The organism is Myroides odoratimimus, from assembly GCF_030326305.1.
GTDB classification, from domain to species: domain Bacteria; phylum Bacteroidota; class Bacteroidia; order Flavobacteriales; family Flavobacteriaceae; genus Flavobacterium; species Flavobacterium odoratimimum_A.
In genome coordinates this window covers 26,965-50,346 of record NZ_JACAKB010000003.1, presented here as the reverse complement: position 1 = coordinate 50,346, position 23,382 = coordinate 26,965, and the positions used below count along the sequence as shown (strand labels likewise).

Genomic DNA, 23,382 nt, shown 5'->3' with positions numbered 1-23,382 from the left:
AATTTAATATAAATTCTGACTAACGCAAATATAATAGGAATATTTGAACTTTTAATGTTAATATATTCTAAATACAAATAATGTTATAACTAATATTTATAGTGTATTTGTATTGAAAAGTTTAAGCTTTCGTTCCATAAAAGAACGATTATAGGCATTCTTAATCAAAGCAAATTGAGAGGTCAATAATTGATTTTTCGCAGCATTAAATGAGAAAATATCAACCTTTCCATTCTCATATTTAGCTTGTGTAGTACTAAATGATTTTTCTGATAACTCAATGCTTTTTTGAAGCTGTTTTGCTATACTCTCTAGCTGCGTAATTTCAGTTTTCAACTCCTCAATCTGATTGTTCAGATTAACTTCACTTTCCTTTATACGCAAGGTGTTTAAGCGAATTTCCTCATTCTTTACTCTTACTTGTCTACGTACATTTCCTCCTTGAAAAACAGGTATACTCAACCCAAAACTAACATACTGACTTTTGTTATCCCCCATCTGTTTAGAGAAAGAATTAGTACGCAATTCTATATCGCTATTAAAGGGTTTTGAATAGAAAGAACCATATTGATAATTTCCGACTAATCGAGGTAAATTCTTCGACTTAATCAGTTTCCTCTCTTGTTCTAAAACCTGTTGTCTTAATCGATTCTTTTCTAGTGTTGGGTTAAACTCATATCCTTCTAATTGTGCTATATATTCCTCCTTTTGTACCAGACTAAAATCACTTGCTTCAATACTATCTATATTTAACAAGTGAAGCAATTTTAACTTCTGATTATATAGACTATTCTCTGTTTGTTCTATACTAATGGTCTCACTGTGATATATATATTCTATATCATAGAAGTCACTTTTGGGTTTTGCACCAGCCTCTACTTCTTTCTGTACACGCTCTAAATTTGCCTTACTATTAATTAGCTGTTGCTGTTGTATCTCTAAAAAAGACTGTGAACCAATAATTTCATAAAACAACTCAAGAATAGCTGTCTGATATTGAAATAAGACATCTTCACTCTCTAATTTAGCATAATCAATAGCTAGGTTATGGTTCTTGTATTGTATAAAATTACTAAAATCAAATAAAGTAATACCCGCATCTAATGAAGCTCTTGTAGACTGTATATTAGAACTCACGCGACTATTCGTATTGGGATCAATAGCTGAACCAAAATTATAAGACTGTGCTCCATTCAACCCTATATCGGGTAAATAATAAGAAGCCACACTTTGTTTTCTACTTTCAGCCACTTTAGTCTCTAAAGCAGATACCATCAATCTTAAACTATTCTCTTTTCCTTTTTCTACGCAGTCCTCCAAAGTCCACTGCTCTTGAGCTACTACAACAACACTAAACAAAATAGTCAATACTAAACACCAACTCTTACTCATACTTTATATATTTTAAAACGTCAATACGCGAAGCTTTCCAAGCTTTCCAAAACACCAACAACATTGAGAAAAGCATTAAGCTTACAAAAGCGATAACAAATGGCAACACGGTAATCGAAATACGATAAACAAAGTCCTCCAACCATATATTCATCACATAAATTACAGGATAAATAGATATGATAAATCCTATTAAACAATACAAAACAAAACGCGCAGATAATTTCAGAATCAAACTAATTGAGTTTGCTCCTAGCACTTTTCGGATAGCAATTTCTTTTAATTTACTTTCAATACTAAAAGAAACGATTGCCATCAAACCGAACAAGGCTATAAATACTGATACCCCCATCAAACACACAAATAATGTACGTTGATATAATGTCTTTTGGTAACTTTTAGCAAAGTCTTCATTGACAAATTTGTATTGTATTGGATAAGTAGAATCAATTCTCTTATTCCAAAACTCTTCTAAAGCTTTTAAGGTTGTTTGCGTATTGTTAGTGTCTATTTTTATCGCTATATGATTTGTTAAATGATAAAACCAATCCGCTGAATTAGGCATAAAATACGTTACAGGATTAGTATTCTGACTAACTCCTTCTACCTTCATATTCTTTACAACACCTATAACTTCAAACTCTTTTCCATTCCATTTAATCTTTTTTCCTAATATTCCATCTGAAAAATTAAAAGTTGATTTAAATGTTTCGTTAACAACAACTTTACTAATACTATCTGTAGCCAAACTACGATCAAAAAAACGTCCTTCTTTCAATTCTCCATCAAATACTTTCAGAAAATCATATCCTACAGGAACGTTGTTACTTTGTACAGAAGCTTCACCTATTCTATTCGTTGAAGCACTACTATACCCACCTCCAATAACCATAGAATGAAGTGTTACTTCTTTTACTCCTTTAATCTTTTTTAAATCAGACTCAATATCATAGTAAAGATTATTTCGCCTCTCGATATCTTTAATCTTAAAATTAATATTAACAACCTGATCTCCATCAAAACCTAAATCCTCTTGAAGAATATGTTCTACCTGTTTATCTATAAAAACAGCCGTTGACAAAAAGAAAAAAGCGATTACAAATTGTAGAATCAGAAACATATTTCGAAGACTAACACCCGCTTTTCCTCTTAAATAATTTCCTTTCAACACTTTTAATGTATCAAATGACAATAAAAACAAGCTTGGTAATGTACCCGATAATAAAACAACTCCTAAAACTATTCCTAAAATAGGCAAAGCAAATACCCAAACATGGAAGGATATAGTTCTATTAACCAACAAATTAAAATAGGGTAAAAATATCTCAACAAACACTAAGGCAATTACTAAAGCTACTAATACACAAATAATAGATTCGAAAATAAACTGCAGAAATAGTTGCCATCTTGTAACACCAATTGCCTTTCTTATACCAATTTCTTTTGCACGTTTAAAACTGTTTACTAAAGCTAAATTAACTGCATTTATAATACTCAACATTAGCAGTAACACAGAAGATGTCATCATTATATTCAACACCTTAGAAGCTGTTGCTCCTCCTCCTAAGCCTTTTGAAAGTGGGTTCAAGTGAATTGAATCTAATGAATTAAAATTCAGTATAATATTATCACTAAAATTCTTCTTCACCTCTTCTAAAGTCATGGTCTTATTCTTCATATACATCTGAAAGACATCATCATAAATTACATCTCTTATACGTTCTTGAACATCTTTAATCTGAACGCCTTCTTTTAACTTTAGTAATAGAGTGTAATTATGATCTCCCCAGTTATCCTCTCTATTATTAGCAATCTGATCTTCCGTAACAAATGAAGTCAATCCTTTAAAATTAACTGAACTATTTCCTGGAATACGATAAACAAAACGAATAGATAATATCTTTCCATTTTCCAATATAACTGTCTTTCCTATTGGATCAATACCTTTACCAAACAAACGCTCTGATTGATCTATATCTATTGCTAAAGCATCTTTATAATTCGTCTTATACTCTTCTGCACTACCATAAATGGTCTCGAAAGGAAAGAACTCAAAAAAATTAGCTTGCTTCTCATCAATATCATAGAGAAATTCCTTACGTCCATCCACCTCAACACTTGAAATATCATCAAATGTAAAGCTAAAATTATATGCCTCTACAATATCTGATAATTTGTCTAAATTGTTAGCTACAGGCGCAGGAAACCAATTTTTAAAGAAAGACTCTGATGTTCCTTCAACTTCATAAACTCTCTCTTTAAAAGAATTCCAGTGATTATAACTATGCTCGTTATGCCAAAACAACAGTACAAGTATAACAGCTGTCATACCAACAGCTAACCCTAAAATATTTAGAATAGAAACCACCTTATTCTTCCAGAAATGTTTCAGGTATAATTTAAACCAATTATTAATCATAAGTATTCGGATGAAGAATTACACTACTCAATGCATATATCCTAAGATAAGTGATAGATAGTCATTATAAGCATACCTATCACTATTTTAGAAGCTATAAGAATTAATCTATATTTTTCACTTGTCCTGAAGACGAAGTATTTGAACTAACTATCTTAGCTCCTCCTGTATATTGAACACGTCCTGAAGAACTCGCTCTACCAGATACCTCATCAGTTACATTAAACACCATAGAACCAGACGAACTAGCTTTACCTTCTAGCGTTTTAGTTGTGAAGCTAGATCCTTTAATAGAACCACTACTAGAAGCAGAAGCGCTCACAGAATCAGCATTTCCAGATAAACTCAACTTTGCTGAACTACTAGCTCCGAAGTCTCCAGTCTTAGTCTTTAATGAAATATTTACACTTGCTGAAGAACTAACACTTGCAGATGATTTCTTTGTCACCTCAAAACTACCTTCTATTTTAGAAGAAGAACTTGCCTCTATAGATAAGTTATCTGCTTGTACTAACTCTCCTTTAAATCTAGCTGAACTACTAGTTTTTACATCAAATGATTTAGCAACAGCTTTATTTAATAAGTTAAACTTAGCAGAAGAAGACAGCCTAACTTCCTCTAAGCTAGGATTATTTATAGTCACCACTACTTTCCCAAAATCTCTTATATTGATACCATTCTTCCATTTTTTATTGGTCTTTTGATCAATGAAGATATCTAACCCTCCAGTAATTGTCGTTTCCGTTTTGACATCTTTCATATTCTCAGACTTCTCTACTTCCACCACTACACTCTTAGTTCCTCCATAAGTAAAGTTCACTTCTATTCCTTGAGAAGCTTTTACAGATTTAAAATCACTTACTTGACGTGTTTCTTTTGATTGTGCGAACACACTTCCTCCTACTAATAAGAAGAACATGACTATTTTTTTCATATTTAAATTTGTTTTAGGTTATTCATATTTTATATATTTCAGTACATTGATCTTCGTCGCTGACCACGCCTTTAAGAATACAACTACGCCTGTTAATATTAGTATCAAAATCAAGCAAATGATAAATGGTTCTACACTAATATCAATTCTAAAAGCATAATCACTCAACCATTTGTTTAAGAAATAATAACCAGGGAATATAGCAATACCAAAACCTACCAGACACATCACTACATACTGTACTGAAAGTTGTTTTAATAAGCTAGATGAACTAGCCCCCAATACCTTGCGAATAGCTACTTCCTTTAAGCGGTTATTAATATTAAAAGAAGCCAAGCTATACAGTCCAAATAAGGCGATAAACACAACAATTGCGTTAAGCGTTAGAAAAACGTCTCTCTCTTTCTTTACATTATTAAATGTCTTTGCATACTTTTTATCCAAAAACTCATAACTAAAAGGCTCTTCTGAAACATCTCTTCTCTCCCATATCTTTGCTATTTCATTCATAGTTTTTTCAACATTATCTCCTTTAACTTTGACTGTGATCTGTCTGCTATTTAATCCCACCCATGAAATGGTTTTTAAATTAAAGAAAACAAGAGAAGCATAACTAGCTTTCAAATTATATAGATTAAAATCTTTAACGACTCCCACTATAGTTAATTTTCTATCGTTCCACTCTATAGTTTTTCCTATAGGATTCTCTTCTTTCATTTCATAAGCAGTACGTTCACTAATCAATATATTAGAGATAGAATCAGTGGAAAATTCAGATGATAAGCTTCTTCCTTCTTTCAGCTTTATATCTAAAGTATTTAGATAATTATAGTCCATTCCTACATTGATCCCTTGTACCCTATTGCCCTTATACAAAAAACTAGATGAACTACCGAAATCACTACCGATACCAATAGAAGCAATCGAAATATCTTCAACACCATTTAGTGTCATTATCTCTTCTTTAAGAGAGTGATAAACATTCAGCTTCTCTCCATGAGGTCCTTTATATAAATAAGGAATAATGACAACTTGATCTCCCTTAAATCCAAGATCCTTATTCATCATATATGTCACCTGCTCATATACGATATAACTACCCACCATAAAAAAACAAGCCACCGTAAACTGCACGACTAACATAACGTTCTTTAATGTCTTACCTTTCTTACTCTTATTTACCTCTCCTTTTAAAACTTCTAACGTTTTAAAACTCGCAGTAAATAAAGCAGGAGTAATACCCACTAATAAAACAATGATCAAAATGAAAAATACTAACCACGGCAATATATAAGCTCCTTCTATTTCCATCTGTGAATTGAGAAAAACCCTTAACCACGGCATCACAAACTCAATCAAAACAAAGGCTATGATACAGGCTAATGCTGATGTGATGAAAGCTTCAAATAACCCTTGAAAAATAAGGTTCTTCTTAGTCGCACCTAATGTCTTTCTAATTCCTACTTCTCGTGTACGACTGATTGCCTGAGCAGTACTTAAGTTGATATAGTTAAACACTGATAATATCAATATCAGCAGAGAAAGTCCGATAATTATATTCAATCTCCCAACATTAGTTGCCCCTTCAGGTGTACCACTTAATTCAGATCTCTTCTGCATTCTTTGTTCTGATAAAACATGTAATTTATACCCTTTGTCCTTTAGTGCTCTAAATTCGTCCAAGGTCACTCCTTCTTCTTCTACCATGTACTCCTCTAAACTCATACCTTTATCCTGAGCCAATGACGCATATACATACCTAATCAAAATATCTTTTATAAGTCCTTCCACTTCAGCTGTATACTTAGCATCATCTAACTTTAACCAAATAGTTGAATTATAGTTACCCCATTGTTCTATCCCCTCTTTTTCATACTGATCTACTGCATTAACTAGAATGTTAGCCATCACAGAACTTCTTCTCTCTTTTAACTTATAAATAGCACTAATGACATAGTTTTCTTTATAACAAACTACAGTTTTACCTATTGGATCTTCATCTCCAAACAATTGCTTTGCATACTCCTCTGCAATCACTGCAGTATTAGGCCCATTAAATGGATTACTTCTATCTCCTTTTATAATCTCTGATGGAAAAAAGCTAAAAAAGTTAGACTTTACAAAACCTACCTTCTCTACCTCTCTTTTCACTCCTCCTATAGCTATTTTTCCTTCCCCATAATAATTGTCCATATACGTATAATCAACGATATGAGAAGACTCTTCTTTTAGCTTAGAGCCAAAGGGATAAGGCAACTTCATCCAGCTTGTATCTGCATTCAGAATAGACTCTACTGTGAAGATATTGTCCTTATTCGGGTTATCTTGATCATAAGAAACCTCTTCTCTATAATGTATAAAAGACAGTATAACAGAAGCAAACCCCACCCCTAAACTTACTAATGTCAGAATAAAATAAATTTTATTCTTCAACACATTAGACCAATATATTTTCAACCAGTTCTTTAACATCTCTATTCGTATTTAATATATTTTAATACATCTACTCTTGTCGCTTTATAAGCACGACTGATAACAATTAGTAATGTCAATATCATAATGATAACAAAACAAAATATAAATGGCCATACACTCATCTCTATCCTAAAAGCATAATCACTCAACCATTTATTCAAGAAGTAATAACTCGGAAATACAGCTATTCCAAAGCCTACTAAACAAAATATAATGTACTGTCCTGTTAACCTCTGTATCAGATCTTCGGGTCTCGCACCTAGTACTTTGCGTATAGCAACTTCTTTTAACCTAGAGTTAATCGTAAATGATGCCAAACTATACAATCCAAAAAGAGCAATAAAAGCAACCAATAAATTCAATACTAAAAAGACATTGCGCTCGTGTAAAGATTGCTCAAAACTCTGTGCAAAACGTTTATCAACAAATTCATACTGAAATGGCAAATCGGTTATATTATGTTTCTTCCATAACTCTTCAATGGCCTTTATTGTTTCCTCTGCCTTATCAGCTTTTATTCTAATAGACATCTCCTTCATACCTTTTCCCCATCCATTATTAGACAGTGCAACAAATAATAATGGTCTATAATCTGATCTAAGTCCTACTAGATTAAAATCCTTAACTACTCCTACTATAGTATATTCCCCTCCATTCCATTTGATATTTTGTCCTATTGGCTGTAATTCTCCCATTAAGGACATTGCTTTCTCATTAATCAAAACATTCCGGATACTATCACTAGCTAAATCCTTTGATAACATCCTTCCTTCTTTCATTTCAATCTGGTATAATTCCAAGAAATCATAATCTATAGCTGCTATACCAGGTTGCACATCTTTTTCTTTATAACTAAAGCCTGAAGACACATACCTATATCCCCCAATATCTAATAAGCAAGCACTTACACCTTCTATATTTTTCAACTTTAATACATCCTTTTTTAGCCGCTCATACACATCTAGCCGATTAGTCACCTCTTTTTTAAAGTTGTATTTCACTGCTACTATTTGATCTGCATTATATCCTAGATCTTTTTTCAACATATAACTCACTTGCTGATAAATAACAAAAGATCCTATAATAAAAAAACAAGCAACAATAAACTGGACTGTTAGCAATATATTCTTAAACCACACACCTTTCTTACTCCTCTTCATATTCTCTTTTAAAACATCTATTGTTTTAAAACTAGAAATATAGAGTGCTGGAAGAGTCCCCACTAAGACTACTACTAATACCAAGAACACGATTAGTTGAAATATAAAATCTAGTATATTAAAACTCAACTGTGCCTCAAAAAAAACTCTTAAACTAGGTAAAGAGAACTCTACTATTACAAAAGACAATACTATAGAGATTAGTACCGTTATAGTTGATTCAAAATAGTTTTGATACATAAGACTTAAACGATTTGCACCAAAAACTTTACGCATCCCTACTTCCTTACCTCTATTCATCACCTGTACTGTAGTAATATTGATATAATTAAACACAGATAATAATATGATTAATACAGATAAACCTATGGCAATATATATTCTATCAACATTAGCTTTTCCTTCTGGAAGTGCATTTATATCATCAATTTTAACAAAACGTTGTCCCTTTAAATCATGTAAATAAAAACCAAAAGAATGCTCCCCTCTAGTTCTTTTATACTCATCGACAGATACACCTTTTTTATTAGCCTCAGGCAACATGACATACTCATCATATATATCAAGTAACCTTTTTTCTATAATCTCTTTTGAATGAGCTTCTTTTAGTTTTATCCATAAAGCAGAGTTGTAGTTTCCCCAATACTCTTTTTCAACAGCTTCTTTCTCTCTTTCATCTAAATCATTCATTATGATATTAGGATTGATAGAACTTAATGTATTTGCTTCTTTAAATATTCCTTTTACTATATAAGAGACATCCCATATTACTATAGTCTGCCCTATAGGATCTTTATCTTTAAATAAGTATTCTACATATGTATCTTTTATATATGCTTGATTTGGAGCATCAAAAGGTTGTAGTTGACTTCCACTTACTATTTCAAAAGGAAATACAGTAAAGAAATTAGACTGTACGCTAATAGCCTTGGTATAAGCAAGCAATTCCCCATTATAAACTAACATTCCATCGTCATAGCTATTATCTACATAAGAATATGCTTCTACTTCAGGAGATATTTCTTTTAATTTAGATCCAAATGGATAAGATAACATTGGCCAGCTTTCCTCTTCACTAAACTTAGTCTCTACCATAAATACACGATCACTATCCTTGTGCCAAGTATCATAAGACATTTCTTCAGTATAATATAAATACGAAATAATCACAGCTGATAATCCTATCGCCAACCCTATGACTGTCAACAAGAAATACATCTTGTGCTTCATCGTATTGTACCAATAAATCTTTAACCAGTTCTTTAACATCTCTATTCGTATTTGATATACTTTAATACATCTACTCTAGTCGCTTTATAAGCACGACTGATAACAATCAATAATGTCAATCCTAAAATCAACAACAAACTATACACGTATACACTCCATCCTATCTCTATGCGATACGCATAATTCTCCAACCACTTATTTAAAAAGTAATAACTAGGAAACACTGCTATACCGAACCCAACTAAGCAATAGATTACATACTGAAATGACAACTGTCTTAACAGTCCGAAAGTCTCAGCGCCAAGTACCTTGCGGATAGCTACTTCTCTTAACTTTGTTCCTATTGTAAAAGACGATACAGCAAACAGTCCAAATAAAGCAATGAATACAACTGTATAATTTAATACTCTAAATACTTTTCTCTCTAATAACACACGGTCAAAAGTTTTTGCATAACGTTGATCCACAAATTCATATACAAAAGGAATTTTACTATCTATATTATATTTCTTCCATATTTTTTCAACAGCCTCTAGAGTAGGTTCTATCTTATCTTTACTTAATTTAATAGAGACATACAGAAAGTTATTTCTTATCCTTTGATTAGTGTGAAAGTGATAGTAAATCTTAGGTTTTACTTCGTTTGCTAATCTTTCATTATTATAGTCATCTACCACACCTATGATTGTATACTTAAAATCTTTACCTTCTATAAACTTCCCAAGAGGTTCTTTCTCTTTCATTTCTCTAACGAAAGCTTCATTGACAATGATGTTATTAATACTATCTGAAGCAAATTGAGAAGATATATTCCTCCCTTGTTTCATCATTATATCATATAAATCAAAGTAGTTATAATCCATTCCTATTTGTTCTACTAAGAACTCTTCTGATTGATATGAATGATAAGTAAACACATTAGATAATGCATTACTTCCAAAGTGTGAAGAAGCTGTTGACACATCCTCCACTCCTTTTAATTGTAGAAGTTCTTCTTTAAAATTATAGTATTTACTTAAACGATCAGATGACTCATTGTACTGATTATTTTCGTCAAATAACACACCTATTACCTGATCTCCCTTAAAGCCAAGATCTTTATGAAGCATATAATTAACCTGTTGGTGTATTAATATCCCACTTGTGATAAAAAAACTAGCAATAACAAACTGTAATACTAAAAAACTGTTTTTTAGTATTCTTCCGCTAGTGCTTTTATAGATAAAACCTTTAAGTGCTGATAACGTATCCATCTTATCGAGATATAGTGCTGGTAAGATACCTACTAAGAGAGTAACACCTATTAATACACTCGATAATAAGCCTATAAACTTAAAAAACGAGAACTCAATCGTTGTATCAACAAATACATTTATGAACGGCACTAATAATTCTAAAATAATAACACTTAATAATAAAGCTATTCCTGTTGTTACAAAAGATTCAAATAGTCCTTGACTAATAATTAAGCCTCTGTTTGCACCTAAAACCTTTCTCACTCCCACTTCTTTAGTTCGATTTAGAGACTGAGACAATGTTAGATTAATAAAATTAAATACAGACAGTAATAATATCATAACAGACAGTCCCACTATGATCTTCAACATTAATAGATTAGTATTCCCTCCAGGAAAAAAATAACCAATTGCATTCATTCTAGCGCCATTTAAGGGTAATAAATAACTCTTAGCATAGAAGCTTTTAAAAGTAGTCTCTACAAATTCTTCTACAGAAACTCCTTTAGACTCTGCTAAAACAGTATAAAAGTGTTCATAGAATAAATTATCAATAGCTACCCTAGCCTGTTCCTTATCTTTGGTTTTAACTACTAAATTATAATTACTTGTAAACCAATCTCCTCTAGACGCTATCTCTTCAGTACTTAACTTATCTATTACAATATTAGGACTCATAGAACTTCTTATATCATGTCCTATCCTATAGACAGCAGATACACTATACTTAACATCCTTTATCTCAATTTCTTCTCCTAATGGATTAACATTCTTTCCGAATAATAATTCAGCTAATTCTAGTTCTATAGCAATATCATTTGGATTATTAAACGCTGTTTTGTCATTGCCATAAATAAACTCAAAAGGAAAAAAAGAAAAGAAATTCTTCTGAGCATATATTACTTTCTCAATAGCATATTCCTTTTCATCTATTTTTACATTTGTCTGAAAATATACTCCATTATAATACATATAGTCTTCTACTATAGGGTAATTCTCTTTTAAGAGATATCCTAATCCAAAAGGCTGACTATCAATAGAAAACTGATCACTTTTAGTCTCTAAAACAAAAACCTCATCCTTATTCGGATTCCATTGATCATAGCTAGACTCTTCTAGATAGTATAACGATGCTAACACAACTGACGCAATACCTATCGCCAACCCTACTACTGTAAACAAGAAATACATCTTGTGCTTCATCGTATTGTACCAATATATTTTCAACCAGTTCTTTAACATCTCTATTCGTATTTAATATACTTTAATACATCCACTCTAGTCGCTTTATAAGCACGACTGATAACAATCAACAATGTCAATCCTAAAATCAACAACAAACTATACACATACACACTCCATCCTATCTCTATGCGATACGCATAATTCTCCAACCACTTATTTAAAAAATAATAACTAGGGAATACTGCTATACCAAATCCAACCAAGCAATAAATTACATACTGAAATGACAACTGTCTTAACAGTCCGAAAGTATCTGCTCCTAATACCTTGCGGATAGCTACTTCTCTTAGCTTTGTTCCTATTGTAAAAGACGATACAGCAAACAGTCCAAATAAAGCAATGAATACAACTACAATACTTAGAATATTAAATATTCTCTTCTCCATCTGTACTTTATGGAAAGTCTCTGCAAACTGCTTATCTACAAATTTGTATTGAAACACATCCCTATCTTCTATATTGTACTTCTTCCACAGCTTCTCGATATCAACAATAGTCTTACTAAAATATTCTGGAACAATCTTTATATATATGACAGAATACATCCCATAGCTATGCTTAGTCTCTGGCATATAAGAATATACAGATGGCAATATTTTTGCTTCAAGTCTATCGATATTAAAGTCTTGAATTACTCCCACTATTGTTTTCTTCTTGCCTAGCTGTTCTATTGAAGTATCAAGAGGATTAGTCAAATTCATCCTACGAACAAAAGTCTCATTCACCACCACATTATCTAAACTATCAGAAGATAATTGAGCAGATAACATCCTACCTTCTTTTAGCTTAATCTCTAATACATCGAAGAAATCATAGTCTATCATAACATTACTAATCATCAAATTCTCTTTCCCGTTGTTATGATAGGTGCCAAATACACCATTTGAAGCATTTCCAAAACCTATGGTACTAGTAGATACCAACTCAATTCCTCTAATCTTCTCTAGTTCGACTTTAAAGCTTGCATATTTAGTCACACGTTTCCCTGTATAACTATTATGATTAAGAAACTCTATATTAATAACTTGATCTCCTTTAAACCCAAGACTTTTATTGAGCATATAACTTACTTGTTCATTGACGATGATAGAACCAATAATAAAGAAGCAAGCTATAGTAAATTGAAGAACTAAAAATCCATTACTAAGCCACTTACCTCCTTTAGTCTCTATTACATTTCCTTTTAATAATTTGACAGTCTCAAATCTTGAAACAAAAAAAGCAGGAATGCCACCGCATATCAGAATCACTAAAGTGGCAATAACGATAAGAACAGCTAAATCATTGATAAATGAAAATGTGATATTCGTCTCTAAATAGACATTGATATAAGGCAGAATGAGCTCAATAATACAAATAGCTAATACTAAAGAAAGAATAACCACAATAGCAGTTTCAAAAATACTCTGCTGATAAAAACTTCTCTTACCTCCACCAGCTACTCTTCTCATTCCTATTTCTTTTCCTCTACTCACTACTTGCGTTAATGATAGATTGACATAATTAAAAATAGAAAGTAAGAGTATCGTCATAGATAAGAGGACACTAATGTTTAGCATTTGCACATTTGCGCTACCTGCTGGGAATAATAACCTTTTATTCGGTAGCATACGAGCATCTGCAAGTTTATTTAATACGATATCTCCTGTATAGTATTTAAAAGGTTCTTCTTCTTTATATTGCTCTAATGTTAGACCATCCTTCTCTGCCTTAGGAATGGCAACATATTTATCTCTAAGCTCCATTATAGCCTTTTTAATTCTATCAGGCTGTTTAGTCTTCACACATAGTTTTAATCCAAATTCCTTCGTCCAGTCATCATTTTCACTAGGCTTTACAGTCAAATTATTCATAACTGCATTAGGAGCAAAAGAACTGCGTAGATCTCCTATTTTGTATACACCTGAGATTATAAACCTGGTATTACCCTGACTATCATAGTTTGGATTAATAGCTTCTATTGTCTTACCTATTGGGTTTACTCCTTCCCCAAATAGTGCTTCAGAGATCTTAATATCTATCGTTACATCATTAGGGTTAACTAACGCTTTTTCAGCATTACCATATACAAACTCGAATGGAAAAAACTCAAAGTAGTTATCTTGTACAGCATATGTATCCTTTACATCTATTGTCTTCTCATTATAAATAAAATTTAAAGAACCATTATATCCAAAGTACATATAATCATCTAGTTCCTTATAATTATCCTTTAGATATCTTCCCATAGGACGGAACTGATCTGTCATAGAGAAATTCGGAGCTACAGTCTCTACGAGATACACCTCATCCTTATTCGGATTCCATTGATCATAACTAGACTCTTCTAGATAGTATAATGATGCTAATACAACTGACGCAATACCTAGTGTCAATCCTATGACTGTCAACAAGAAATACATCTTGTGCTTCATCGTATTGTACCAATATATTTTCAACCAGTTTTTTAACATTTTTATTCGTATTTGATATAATTAATAATATTGATTTTAACAGCCTTATACAGCTTACTTGCTAAAACCACAAAGACTAAAACAGAGAGTAGCACTAAAGAAAGTACAAATGGATAAACCGCAATATCTGTATGATCTATAAACCTATCTAACCATTTACTCATCAACCAATATGTAGGGTATAGCACTAATACATAAGTAATCCCTAGAGCATATATAAAAGGTTTTAGTAACTTCAGATAGAGTTCTTTCTCACTAGCCCCTAATACTTTTCTGATCACGATTTCCTTTAATTGCTGTTCTATTGCAAAGGACATCACCGCATAGAGTCCAAATAGAGCGATCAACACTACTGCTCCATTCCACAGCATAAACATATTGCGCTGTGATAATGTTTTCTGATAAGTCTGAGCAAACTGTTTCTTCACAGCCATCACCTCAAACGGATACTCATAATCGACATTCACTATCCAGAACGCTTGTAGACGTTCTAGAGTTTCTTCCTTTATCTCTGGATCTATCTGCACAGATAGAGACTCTATACCATAAGGCAAAAACTCTATATCTCTCCAGTGAAACAGAAGCATTGGCTTTACACTCTCTTCAAATCCGTCTCGGTTAAAGTCTCCTATTACCCCTTTTATGATAAATGTATTACTGTCATACGCTATGACCTCTCCTACTACATCACTAGGTTGTTTACCCAGTTGAGTAACAAACTTCTCATTGACATATACGGTTGGGAGATCTTCATCTATATCCTCCTGAAGTGCCAGCATATTGAATCCCATCATCTGTATATACCCTTCATCCACGCCATCCATGATGAAGTCCGTTATTTTCTGTTGTTGATAATAAGCAGTATGATTCGTATTCATACTATTTCCTTTAAAAGAGATCGTAGACAGCCCTACACCTTTCACCCCTTTTATATCCGCTATTTGCTCTATGACTTTAGATGATCTATACATCTTACGTCTGATCTGTTGTGTATATAGCTTGACTTGATATACCTGTTCTCCTTTAAATCCTAATTCTTTGCTTTGCATATAATCCACCTGATTATACACTAGCCATCCAGCGATTAAGAAAAAGAAAGCAATCACCAACTGTATTCCCACGAATGCCATTCTCCACTTAGAGATACTTAAGTGAAGCTGTACTTGTCCTCCCTTAGTGTGTTGTCTAGCGATAATACTACCGTATAAAGCAGGTAGCAAACCTCCTAGACAAATAATTCCTCCACCTATCAGTAAAATCACAATCCCCATAGCTTCCCAAGAGAACACTAAGTGTTGATGTAAGAAACTGTTGTAAATAGGTAAGCTCAATTCTACTAAAACCAAAGAAATACTTAACGCAACTAAGACATTCAGTACCGTCTCAAAAAGTAGTTGTAATACCAACTGTCCTTTTGAAGCTCCTATTATCCTTCTTAGAGACAGCTCCTTTGCTCTACTTAAGACATTAGACTGATTCAGACTGATATAGTTCACTACTGTCAATAAAAAGATTAAGAACGAACACCCACTGATTAACCCTATTGTTTCTCTCTTTGTATTCCCTTCTAATAGAGTACTCTGCTTAGATTCAAATCGAGCTTCTGCTAAAGGAACTAACTTAGAAGTAATCTCATCTCCCTTATCATCGAAGTATTTATTCTTCTTTTTCTTATTGTAGTAAACCTCTTCTAGCTCTTTTAATAACTTAACTTGGTCTACTCCTTCTGCTTTTTTAAACACAAGCCCACCTACATTCTCTTGCCATAACTCATACTCTTCCATTTCATCAAAGTCTATAGAAGCAAGTACTACCTCGGGCATTATCGTAGCCCGTTGATTTAATTCATACACCCCTCTTATCACATACTTCTGATGTGCTAACGACAGTGTGTCACCTACTGGATTTGTGTCTCCAAAAAAGCGAGTGGCTAGATTAGAAGATATCGCTATAGAATAGTCATCAACGAACAATTGTTCTTTATCACCGTACTTAAATTCAAAAGGAAAAAAGTGAAAGAACGTCTCCTGTGTATTTAATATCTTACTTACAACTCCTTGTTCTGTTTTACTCTCTCCATAGAAATCTAAATACTCTAATGCGTAGTAACAGTAGTCTTCAGCTAATTGATTCTCTAATAAATAAGGCCCCACCCCTGCAGGGATATAGATAGAATTGGATTGTTTTCCCATCTCTAGGTTTACTTCATACATATTACCTACCTTAGGTATCCATCTATTATAGCTATACTCACTCTTATAGTAAGTCACCGCAAGGATAACAGAAGCCATACCAATAGCTAACCCTATGATATTCCACAAAAAGAACAATCTAGAGTTGCTGATATTTTTAATATATATTTTAAACCAATTCTTTAGCATAACACTAATTACCTGCCTTAACTGATCCCATAGAATCCGTATATTTCTTTAATTCTTTTGGCGTATTATAGTACACCACTTTACCCATAGAGTCTGCATAAGCATTTAGACTTTCTGTAGGATATACTTCTGCCTTTCCCATAGAGTCTACCTCGGCTTTTACCGTTTTTGCTTTTAAGCCTTTGCCTGCGAATGTCGCTGCACTATCCACATTGACTACGAGTGATTCTACATCTCCTGTCACTTCCACACGACCTGCCGAGTCTACATTAGCCTTCATTGTCTTCGCTGTTACATTACCAACATACTTAGAGGCTGAGTCTACATTAATACTGATTGTATTCACAGAGAAATTAGCATTTACAGATCCAGCCCCATCAACAGATATCTTAGCGCTATCACCAGATACTCTCCCAGACACCACTATTCTAGCCATAGCACTAGCGTAATAAGTAAGTACTGACTTCTGAGAAACATTCACTGTAATCTTTCCTATACTTTTATACCTTCTGTTTGGAGATTTGGATTCAATAGACAATTTAGTTCCTACCTGTCTGATTTGCACTAACTCTTCTGGGCTCTCCGTATCAGTGACTATTTCTACTGTATTAGAATCCCTAGTTGCATCAACATTAACTATCACTATAGAAGATACTTCTATACTCTGTACTCCCCCTGCTATAGTAACCGTTTGCTTACCTTGTCCATGCATGATAAAGGACAATAGCGCAGCTACAAGTGTTAATAAAAAACGTATCATAATTATGTGTTTTTATTCTGCAAAAACATCTACGATTTTAGTATTCATTTTCTCTGATAAGATCATTCCATCTTTCATTAAAATCGTGCGTTCTGAGTACGAAGCATCGTGATTCGAGTGCGTCACCATGATGATTGTAGCTCCTTGTTGGTGCAGTTCTGTTAATAATTCCATTACTTCGTTACCATTCTTACTATCTAAGTTACCTGTAGGCTCATCGGCTAGGATAATCTTAGGGTTCGTTACTAAGGCACGCCCTACAGCCACACGTTGTTGTTGTCCACCTGATAACTGTTGTGGATAATGTTTTAATCTATGTACTATATTTAAGCGCTCTGCTATCTCCATTACCCTCTTCTTGCGTTCACTGCTAGGTACTTTATTATAGATTAGAGGAAGTTCTATATTATCATACACAGTCAACTCATCGATTAGATTAAAGTTTTGGAATATAAATCCAATGTTTTCTTTTCTAATCTGTGCTCGCTGACCTTCTGTTAATCCCACCATCTCCTTGTCTAATAATAGGTAGCTTCCACTACTGGCATTATCTAATAGTCCGATGATATTTAACAGTGTTGACTTTCCACATCCTGAAGGCCCCATAACAGAGATAAACTCCCCTTTTTTTACATTTAAAGAAACCTGATTTAAAGCTGTTGTCTCTATTTCTTCTGTCTGAAACACACGAGACATTTGATTAATAGTTATTACCATAATTATTCTTCTATGTTTAAATGTTCTACTCTTAAATAATCTTTATAACTTGATACGATCACTTCCTCCCCTACTTCTAAGCCTGATATGACTTCATAGTAAGCAGGATTCTCGCGTCCTATTTCTACATTTCTTCTTGTAGCCTTATTGTTTTTTACTACATATACCCATTCTCCTTTTGTGTCTTGAAAGAAATTACCTTTAGGTAATAAGAGTGCTTTCTCTTTTCCAGACAAGAATAACTTCACTCCGAAGGTCGTCCCTTCCTGTAATTTTAACTCCTTTTCTGTATCGAAAGCTAAGTGTACTTCAAATCTTCCACTCTTCACCTCTGGCAACACTTTGATCACTTCTACATTCGTGATCTGCCCTTTCATATCGATCTGTCCTCTCTGCTTAAGCATTATTTTATCGAGATAGAACTCATCCACTTGAGCGACTAGCTTATACCCTTCCATCACATCTATCTTACCGATACTCTCTCCACCGTTATACGTCTTTCCTAATATAGCCTCGAACGATGACAGCCTCCCCGATACAGGTGCTTTTAATAAGAAATTCTGTTTATTCTCTCTTAGCTGTTCTAAGCTTCTATTGATAACAGCTATCGATTGATCTATTTGCCTTACTTGTAGCGCATTGCTTTGTTTCTCTTTTTGGATACTCTCTTCCATCAGCGCCTTACGCTTTTTTTGATATGTTAGCGCCTCTCTTGTTTTGTTCCAATCACTCTCTGACAATATCTCTTGATCATATAATTTTTTATTTAGATCATACTGTAGCTCTGCATTCTTATAATCGTACTCTATGCTTATCAAATCTTTCGTTAAATTTAACTCTTGATTACGAATATTCATCTTATTCACATTCAAATTATTCATTTGATCGATCAGAGAAGCTTCTTGAGACATAAAATTAAACTCAGAACTCGGATTATACAGTCTTACTAACGGTTGTCCCTGGACTACCATACTTCCATTCTCTACTAATCTCTCCATTACCGCTCCTCCTTCTGTGATATTAACTAACAAAGAATGCAAGGGCTCTACCTGAGACTGAAAAGAAATATACTCTTCGAAGAAGTTCTCTTCTACAGGACGAATACGTATCTCTTTCTTAGAAACGTTTAAAGCGATATGCTGAAAAAAAGTGATATAACTGATCAATAGCAAAGCGATAATACCAACTGAAACAAGTATTATCTTAACTTTTTTTCTATTTTTACGAGGAATAGTACGATCCATTATTAATTGTTTTATAGATATAATAACAATAATGTGCCAATCATTAATGAACACATTACTCATTACAAATCAACAACTTAATATTTGATCAAAAAATAAACTGTTCAGTTTCGGACACTAAAACGTTCGCTTTTGAAATAAACCTTTTAACCATGAGAAAAACTAACGCTACAATTCTTGTATTAGACGACAATTCTGAAGTTCTTATCGCAGCAAAAATGTTACTAAAAAGACACTTTGAAACCATATTGACGAATAATAACCCAAAAAAAATAGCAGAAATACTTTCTCAACAAGAAGTAGATGTGATTATTCTAGACATGAATTATCGCGTAGGCTTCGAGGATGGTAAAGAAGGGATATTTTGGTTTAAAGAGATTAAGAATATTGCACCGAATACACAGATTATACTGATGACTTCTTATGGTAATGTAGAGACTGCTGTAGAAGGTATCAAACTCGGAGCGGTAGATTATATCCTAAAACCATGGAATAACGAAGCGCTTATAGAAACCGTAAAAGGAGTAGTCAAACAACTGCGTAAAAAAGAAACGTTAGTAGACAAACCACAAAAAGAAGATAACGTATTTATAGGTCAGGCTCCTAGCATTCAGAAAGTATATACGATGGCTAGTCGTGTAGCTAAAACAGATGTTAATGCACTAATATTAGGAGAGAATGGTACAGGTAAATATGTATTGGCAAAACATATACATGACAATTCTCCTCGAAAAGAGCAGCCATTCATCCATGTAGACTTGGGTTCTTTAAACGAAAATCTTTTTGAGAGTGAGCTATTTGGTTATGCTAAAGGAGCTTTTACAGATGCTAAGCAAGATACGGAAGGTCGCTTCGAGGCCGCAAATGGCGGTACTATATTCTTAGACGAAATCGGCAATGTACCTCTTCACTTACAAGCCAAACTTCTTCAAGTCATTCAATCTAAAAGCGTGATTCGACTAGGTGAGTCTAAAGCTCGTCCTGTAGACATACGCATCATCACAGCTACCAATGCTAATATAGAGCAAGAGGTCAATGAGAAGTCATTCAGAGAAGACTTGTATTACCGTATCAATACTGTAACACTACAGTTGCCCCCATTAAGAGATCGCCTAGAAGATATCTTACCTCTACTACAATTCTTTGTAGAAGAGTATGCACATAAATATGGTCGTACTGTACCGAGTATTAGCGCATCTACTCAGCAAGCCTTAACGTATTACGATTGGAAAGGGAATATACGCGAAATGCAAAACCGTGTGGAGCGCGCATTAATCCTAACAGAAGAGGATGAGCTAAACCTTCATGATTTCGGTATTTCACCAACTATGATTAATGATACCTCTACAGAAGAGAATACTTTACAAGATATGGAGCGTATCTCTATCCTTAAAGCACTAGAGAAGTACGATGGCAATATCTCTCAGACGGCTGAAGAGCTAGGGTTATCTAGAGCCGCGTTATATAGAAGACTAGAAAAGTACAATATCAAAAACTAAGTTTAATCCTATGCAGTCATTTCACTTTAAAGCCTTCTTGCGCATTATAGTCATCCTTCTATTAGGATTGTTAGGCATGTATTTGTTCACTAAGAGTCTTGTGTATTCCTTTGTATTGGTATGTATACTGATAGTCGCTTTATTCATTGAACTTTTCTTTTTTCAGAAGAAATATTACACAGCCATAGACCGTATCGTACTAGCGATGATGTATGATGACTATTCGCTTAAGACTACAAAAGAGCAACCTAATGAGACACTAAACAACTTACAAAAGCTCTACCATAAACTACAAACACAACAACAACAAAACGAAATACGCGAGCTAGTCTATCTAAATATTTTAAACAATATAGAAACAGGTATTCTAATCCTAGAGAAGAAGACTGATAAGTGGGAAGTATTCCTTATCAATGATTACTTCTCTTCCCTATTCGACATACCGAAGATTAAGTCTTGGACAAACCTAGAAAGACTACTCCCTACACTGACGCATCATCTACAACAGCTAAACTTTAAAGAATCTAAAGAGTCTATCGATATCAAAATAGAGCATGAAGAGAAACAAACCTTTATGCTCCAAACTTCTAATACAATAAGTCAAAATCAAGAGTACTTCATCGTATTATTAGATTCTATTCAGAAAGTATTAGAGAAAAAAGAGAAAGACACCTGGGAGAACCTAATGAAAATTATCTCTCATGAGATCATGAACTCTCTTACACCTATCCACTCACTTGCTCATAATACACAGGAGATACTAGAAGAGGAAGAGTTGTCAGAAGAAGATCTAGATGATATCAAAGTAAGTATCAACACAATCGTCAATCGTACTAATCACTTACAGCAATTCATAGACAACTATAGAAAGTTAACCATGTTGACTTCGCCTAAAAAGCAGTCAGTCCCTGTTAATCGCATCATACAGATGAGTATAGAGACCCTGATGCCTCTATTCCATAATAACGGTATCAAAGTACAAACAAACTTAAATCTTCAGATCAATCTAGAGTGGGACGTTAAGCAGATGGAGCAAGTATTTATCAACTTACTAACTAATGCCATACACGCCACTGCCAAACAAGAGGTAAAAGAAATCCATATCAACTTATACGAAAAGAACAATCGTATCTACATAGATATAGAAGACAGTGGACTAGGAATCATCCCTGAGATAAAAGAAAAGATATTTATTCCTTTCTACACCACCCGTGAAGAAGGTGCAGGTATTGGACTACCTCTATCTAAGAATATCGTAGAGATGCACAATGGGTACCTAACTTACCACAGACGAGAAGACAGAACAGTCTTCAGTCTTAACTTCCCACTGTATTAAATTAATTAAGAGTTAAGAATTAGGAATTGCCCCTATGGCGTTTATTAATTACGAATTCTGCCAATGATATAATACACAAACATATTATTATATACTTAGATTGTTAGCACAAACTTGTAGTTCGTATTCTATATAAAAACAAAACTCCACTTGATTAGGTGGAGTTTTATATATTAATAAATTATTCAATAACCAAAATGATTTCTAATACTTAAAAGAAATATTATCATTACATATTATCTTTTACTACAGTAAAAGCTGAAATGACTGTCTGTTTCTGATCCAATGCATTAGGATTCATAATCATAATTCCATACTCTCCAGGTTCAACAGGATCTAATTTAATTAAGTATGAACTCTCTCCAAATTTTTTACCTTCAAAAGAAACATTAATATAATTATTAGACTTTGTAGTTCCGAAATTACTTAATGAACTAACTTCAGCCCTTCTGAACTTCTTCTTTTTTTCAAATTTAAAGACTTTTATTATAGAAAAAGGATCTGTCAAATTCTCTGTGCTTTTAATAATAAGTTTAATTTCATCTTTTTCATTAATTGAAAGATTAGAACAACATCCAGGAATTTGCAACTGTGTTCTTACCTTTCCTATACCTGTCATCATTAAGCCTGTTGACGCTACAGTTCTATTTTGCGTTAAATGCTTTTCTAGCAAAACCGTAGAATTATCAGGTTTAATAAAAACACATTCACCAACAAATTCAGGCTCACTAATCTCTTGTGCATTTACATAAAAATTTACTAAACACAAAAACACTAACAATACTTTCTTCATTATAATTTGTTTTAAATTTATCCAAAATTACATTGATTAAACAATACTATATTACGGAAAACCGTAATATAGTATTGTTTAACTATTATTTTTCTCAAAACAATTAAAA

The 23,382-nt window shown here is 33.2% G+C and carries 14 protein-coding genes; 2 read left to right on the top strand and 12 right to left on the bottom strand.

The genetic code is table 11. From position 1 onward, the window contains the following. Positions 1 to 96: 96 nt before the first annotated feature. From HX049_RS03555 to HX049_RS03505, 11 genes are all read right to left on the bottom strand, one after another. Positions 97 to 1,392, bottom strand: coding sequence for a TolC family protein (locus tag HX049_RS03555; protein ID WP_286414131.1), 1,296 nt, complete (start codon positions 1,390 to 1,392; stop codon positions 97 to 99). Next, the gene (locus tag HX049_RS03550) at positions 1,385 to 3,811 is read right to left on the bottom strand and encodes an ABC transporter permease (protein ID WP_286414129.1); all 2,427 of its coding nucleotides are present in this window, start codon (positions 3,809 to 3,811) and stop codon (positions 1,385 to 1,387) included. The genes HX049_RS03555 and HX049_RS03550 overlap by 8 nt, the downstream gene beginning before the upstream one ends. A gap of 103 nt (positions 3,812 to 3,914) precedes the next feature. After that, positions 3,915 to 4,745: a GIN domain-containing protein gene (locus HX049_RS03545; RefSeq protein WP_286414126.1), complete on the bottom strand. Its 831-nt coding sequence runs from the start codon at positions 4,743 to 4,745 to the stop codon at positions 3,915 to 3,917. 18 nt (positions 4,746 to 4,763) lie between these two features. Continuing rightward, positions 4,764 to 7,217, bottom strand: a complete 2,454-nt coding sequence (locus HX049_RS03540; RefSeq protein ID WP_286414123.1) for an ABC transporter permease — start codon at positions 7,215 to 7,217, stop codon at positions 4,764 to 4,766. 2 nt (positions 7,218 to 7,219) lie between these two features. Continuing rightward, positions 7,220 to 9,649, bottom strand: coding sequence for an ABC transporter permease (locus HX049_RS03535; protein ID WP_286414121.1), 2,430 nt, complete (start codon positions 9,647 to 9,649; stop codon positions 7,220 to 7,222). Between the two features lie 2 nt (positions 9,650 to 9,651). Beyond that, positions 9,652 to 12,087: an ABC transporter permease gene (locus HX049_RS03530; RefSeq protein WP_286414119.1), complete on the bottom strand. Its 2,436-nt coding sequence runs from the start codon at positions 12,085 to 12,087 to the stop codon at positions 9,652 to 9,654. Positions 12,088 to 12,089: 2 nt separating this feature from the next. Further along, positions 12,090 to 14,543: an ABC transporter permease gene (locus HX049_RS03525; protein ID WP_286414117.1), complete on the bottom strand. Its 2,454-nt coding sequence runs from the start codon at positions 14,541 to 14,543 to the stop codon at positions 12,090 to 12,092. A 2-nt stretch (positions 14,544 to 14,545) separates the two neighbouring features. Then, a complete protein-coding gene (locus tag HX049_RS03520) occupies positions 14,546 to 16,924 on the bottom strand; it encodes an ABC transporter permease (protein ID WP_286414115.1) in 2,379 nt (792 codons plus the stop codon). Positions 16,925 to 16,928: 4 nt separating this feature from the next. Then, positions 16,929 to 17,684, bottom strand: coding sequence for a GIN domain-containing protein (locus HX049_RS03515; protein ID WP_286384769.1), 756 nt, complete (start codon positions 17,682 to 17,684; stop codon positions 16,929 to 16,931). 12 nt (positions 17,685 to 17,696) lie between these two features. Beyond that, entirely contained in the window at positions 17,697 to 18,380 is a 684-nt protein-coding gene (locus HX049_RS03510; protein ID WP_006259800.1) for an ABC transporter ATP-binding protein, read from the bottom strand. A 23-nt stretch (positions 18,381 to 18,403) separates the two neighbouring features. After that, positions 18,404 to 19,645 (bottom strand): efflux RND transporter periplasmic adaptor subunit, encoded by a 1,242-nt coding sequence (locus HX049_RS03505; RefSeq protein WP_286414114.1) that lies wholly within the window; start codon positions 19,643 to 19,645, stop codon positions 18,404 to 18,406. A gap of 152 nt (positions 19,646 to 19,797) precedes the next feature. Between HX049_RS03505 and HX049_RS03500 the strand changes: the two genes are divergently transcribed. Beyond that, positions 19,798 to 21,144, top strand: a complete 1,347-nt coding sequence (locus HX049_RS03500; protein WP_286414112.1) for a sigma-54-dependent transcriptional regulator — start codon at positions 19,798 to 19,800, stop codon at positions 21,142 to 21,144. 10 nt (positions 21,145 to 21,154) lie between these two features. Further along, positions 21,155 to 22,480, top strand: coding sequence for a sensor histidine kinase (locus tag HX049_RS03495; protein WP_286414110.1), 1,326 nt, complete (start codon positions 21,155 to 21,157; stop codon positions 22,478 to 22,480). Between the two features lie 229 nt (positions 22,481 to 22,709). Here HX049_RS03495 and HX049_RS03490 read toward each other — a convergent pair whose 3' ends face one another. Continuing rightward, positions 22,710 to 23,273, bottom strand: coding sequence for a hypothetical protein (locus HX049_RS03490; RefSeq protein ID WP_286414109.1), 564 nt, complete (start codon positions 23,271 to 23,273; stop codon positions 22,710 to 22,712). Positions 23,274 to 23,382 lie beyond the last annotated feature (109 nt).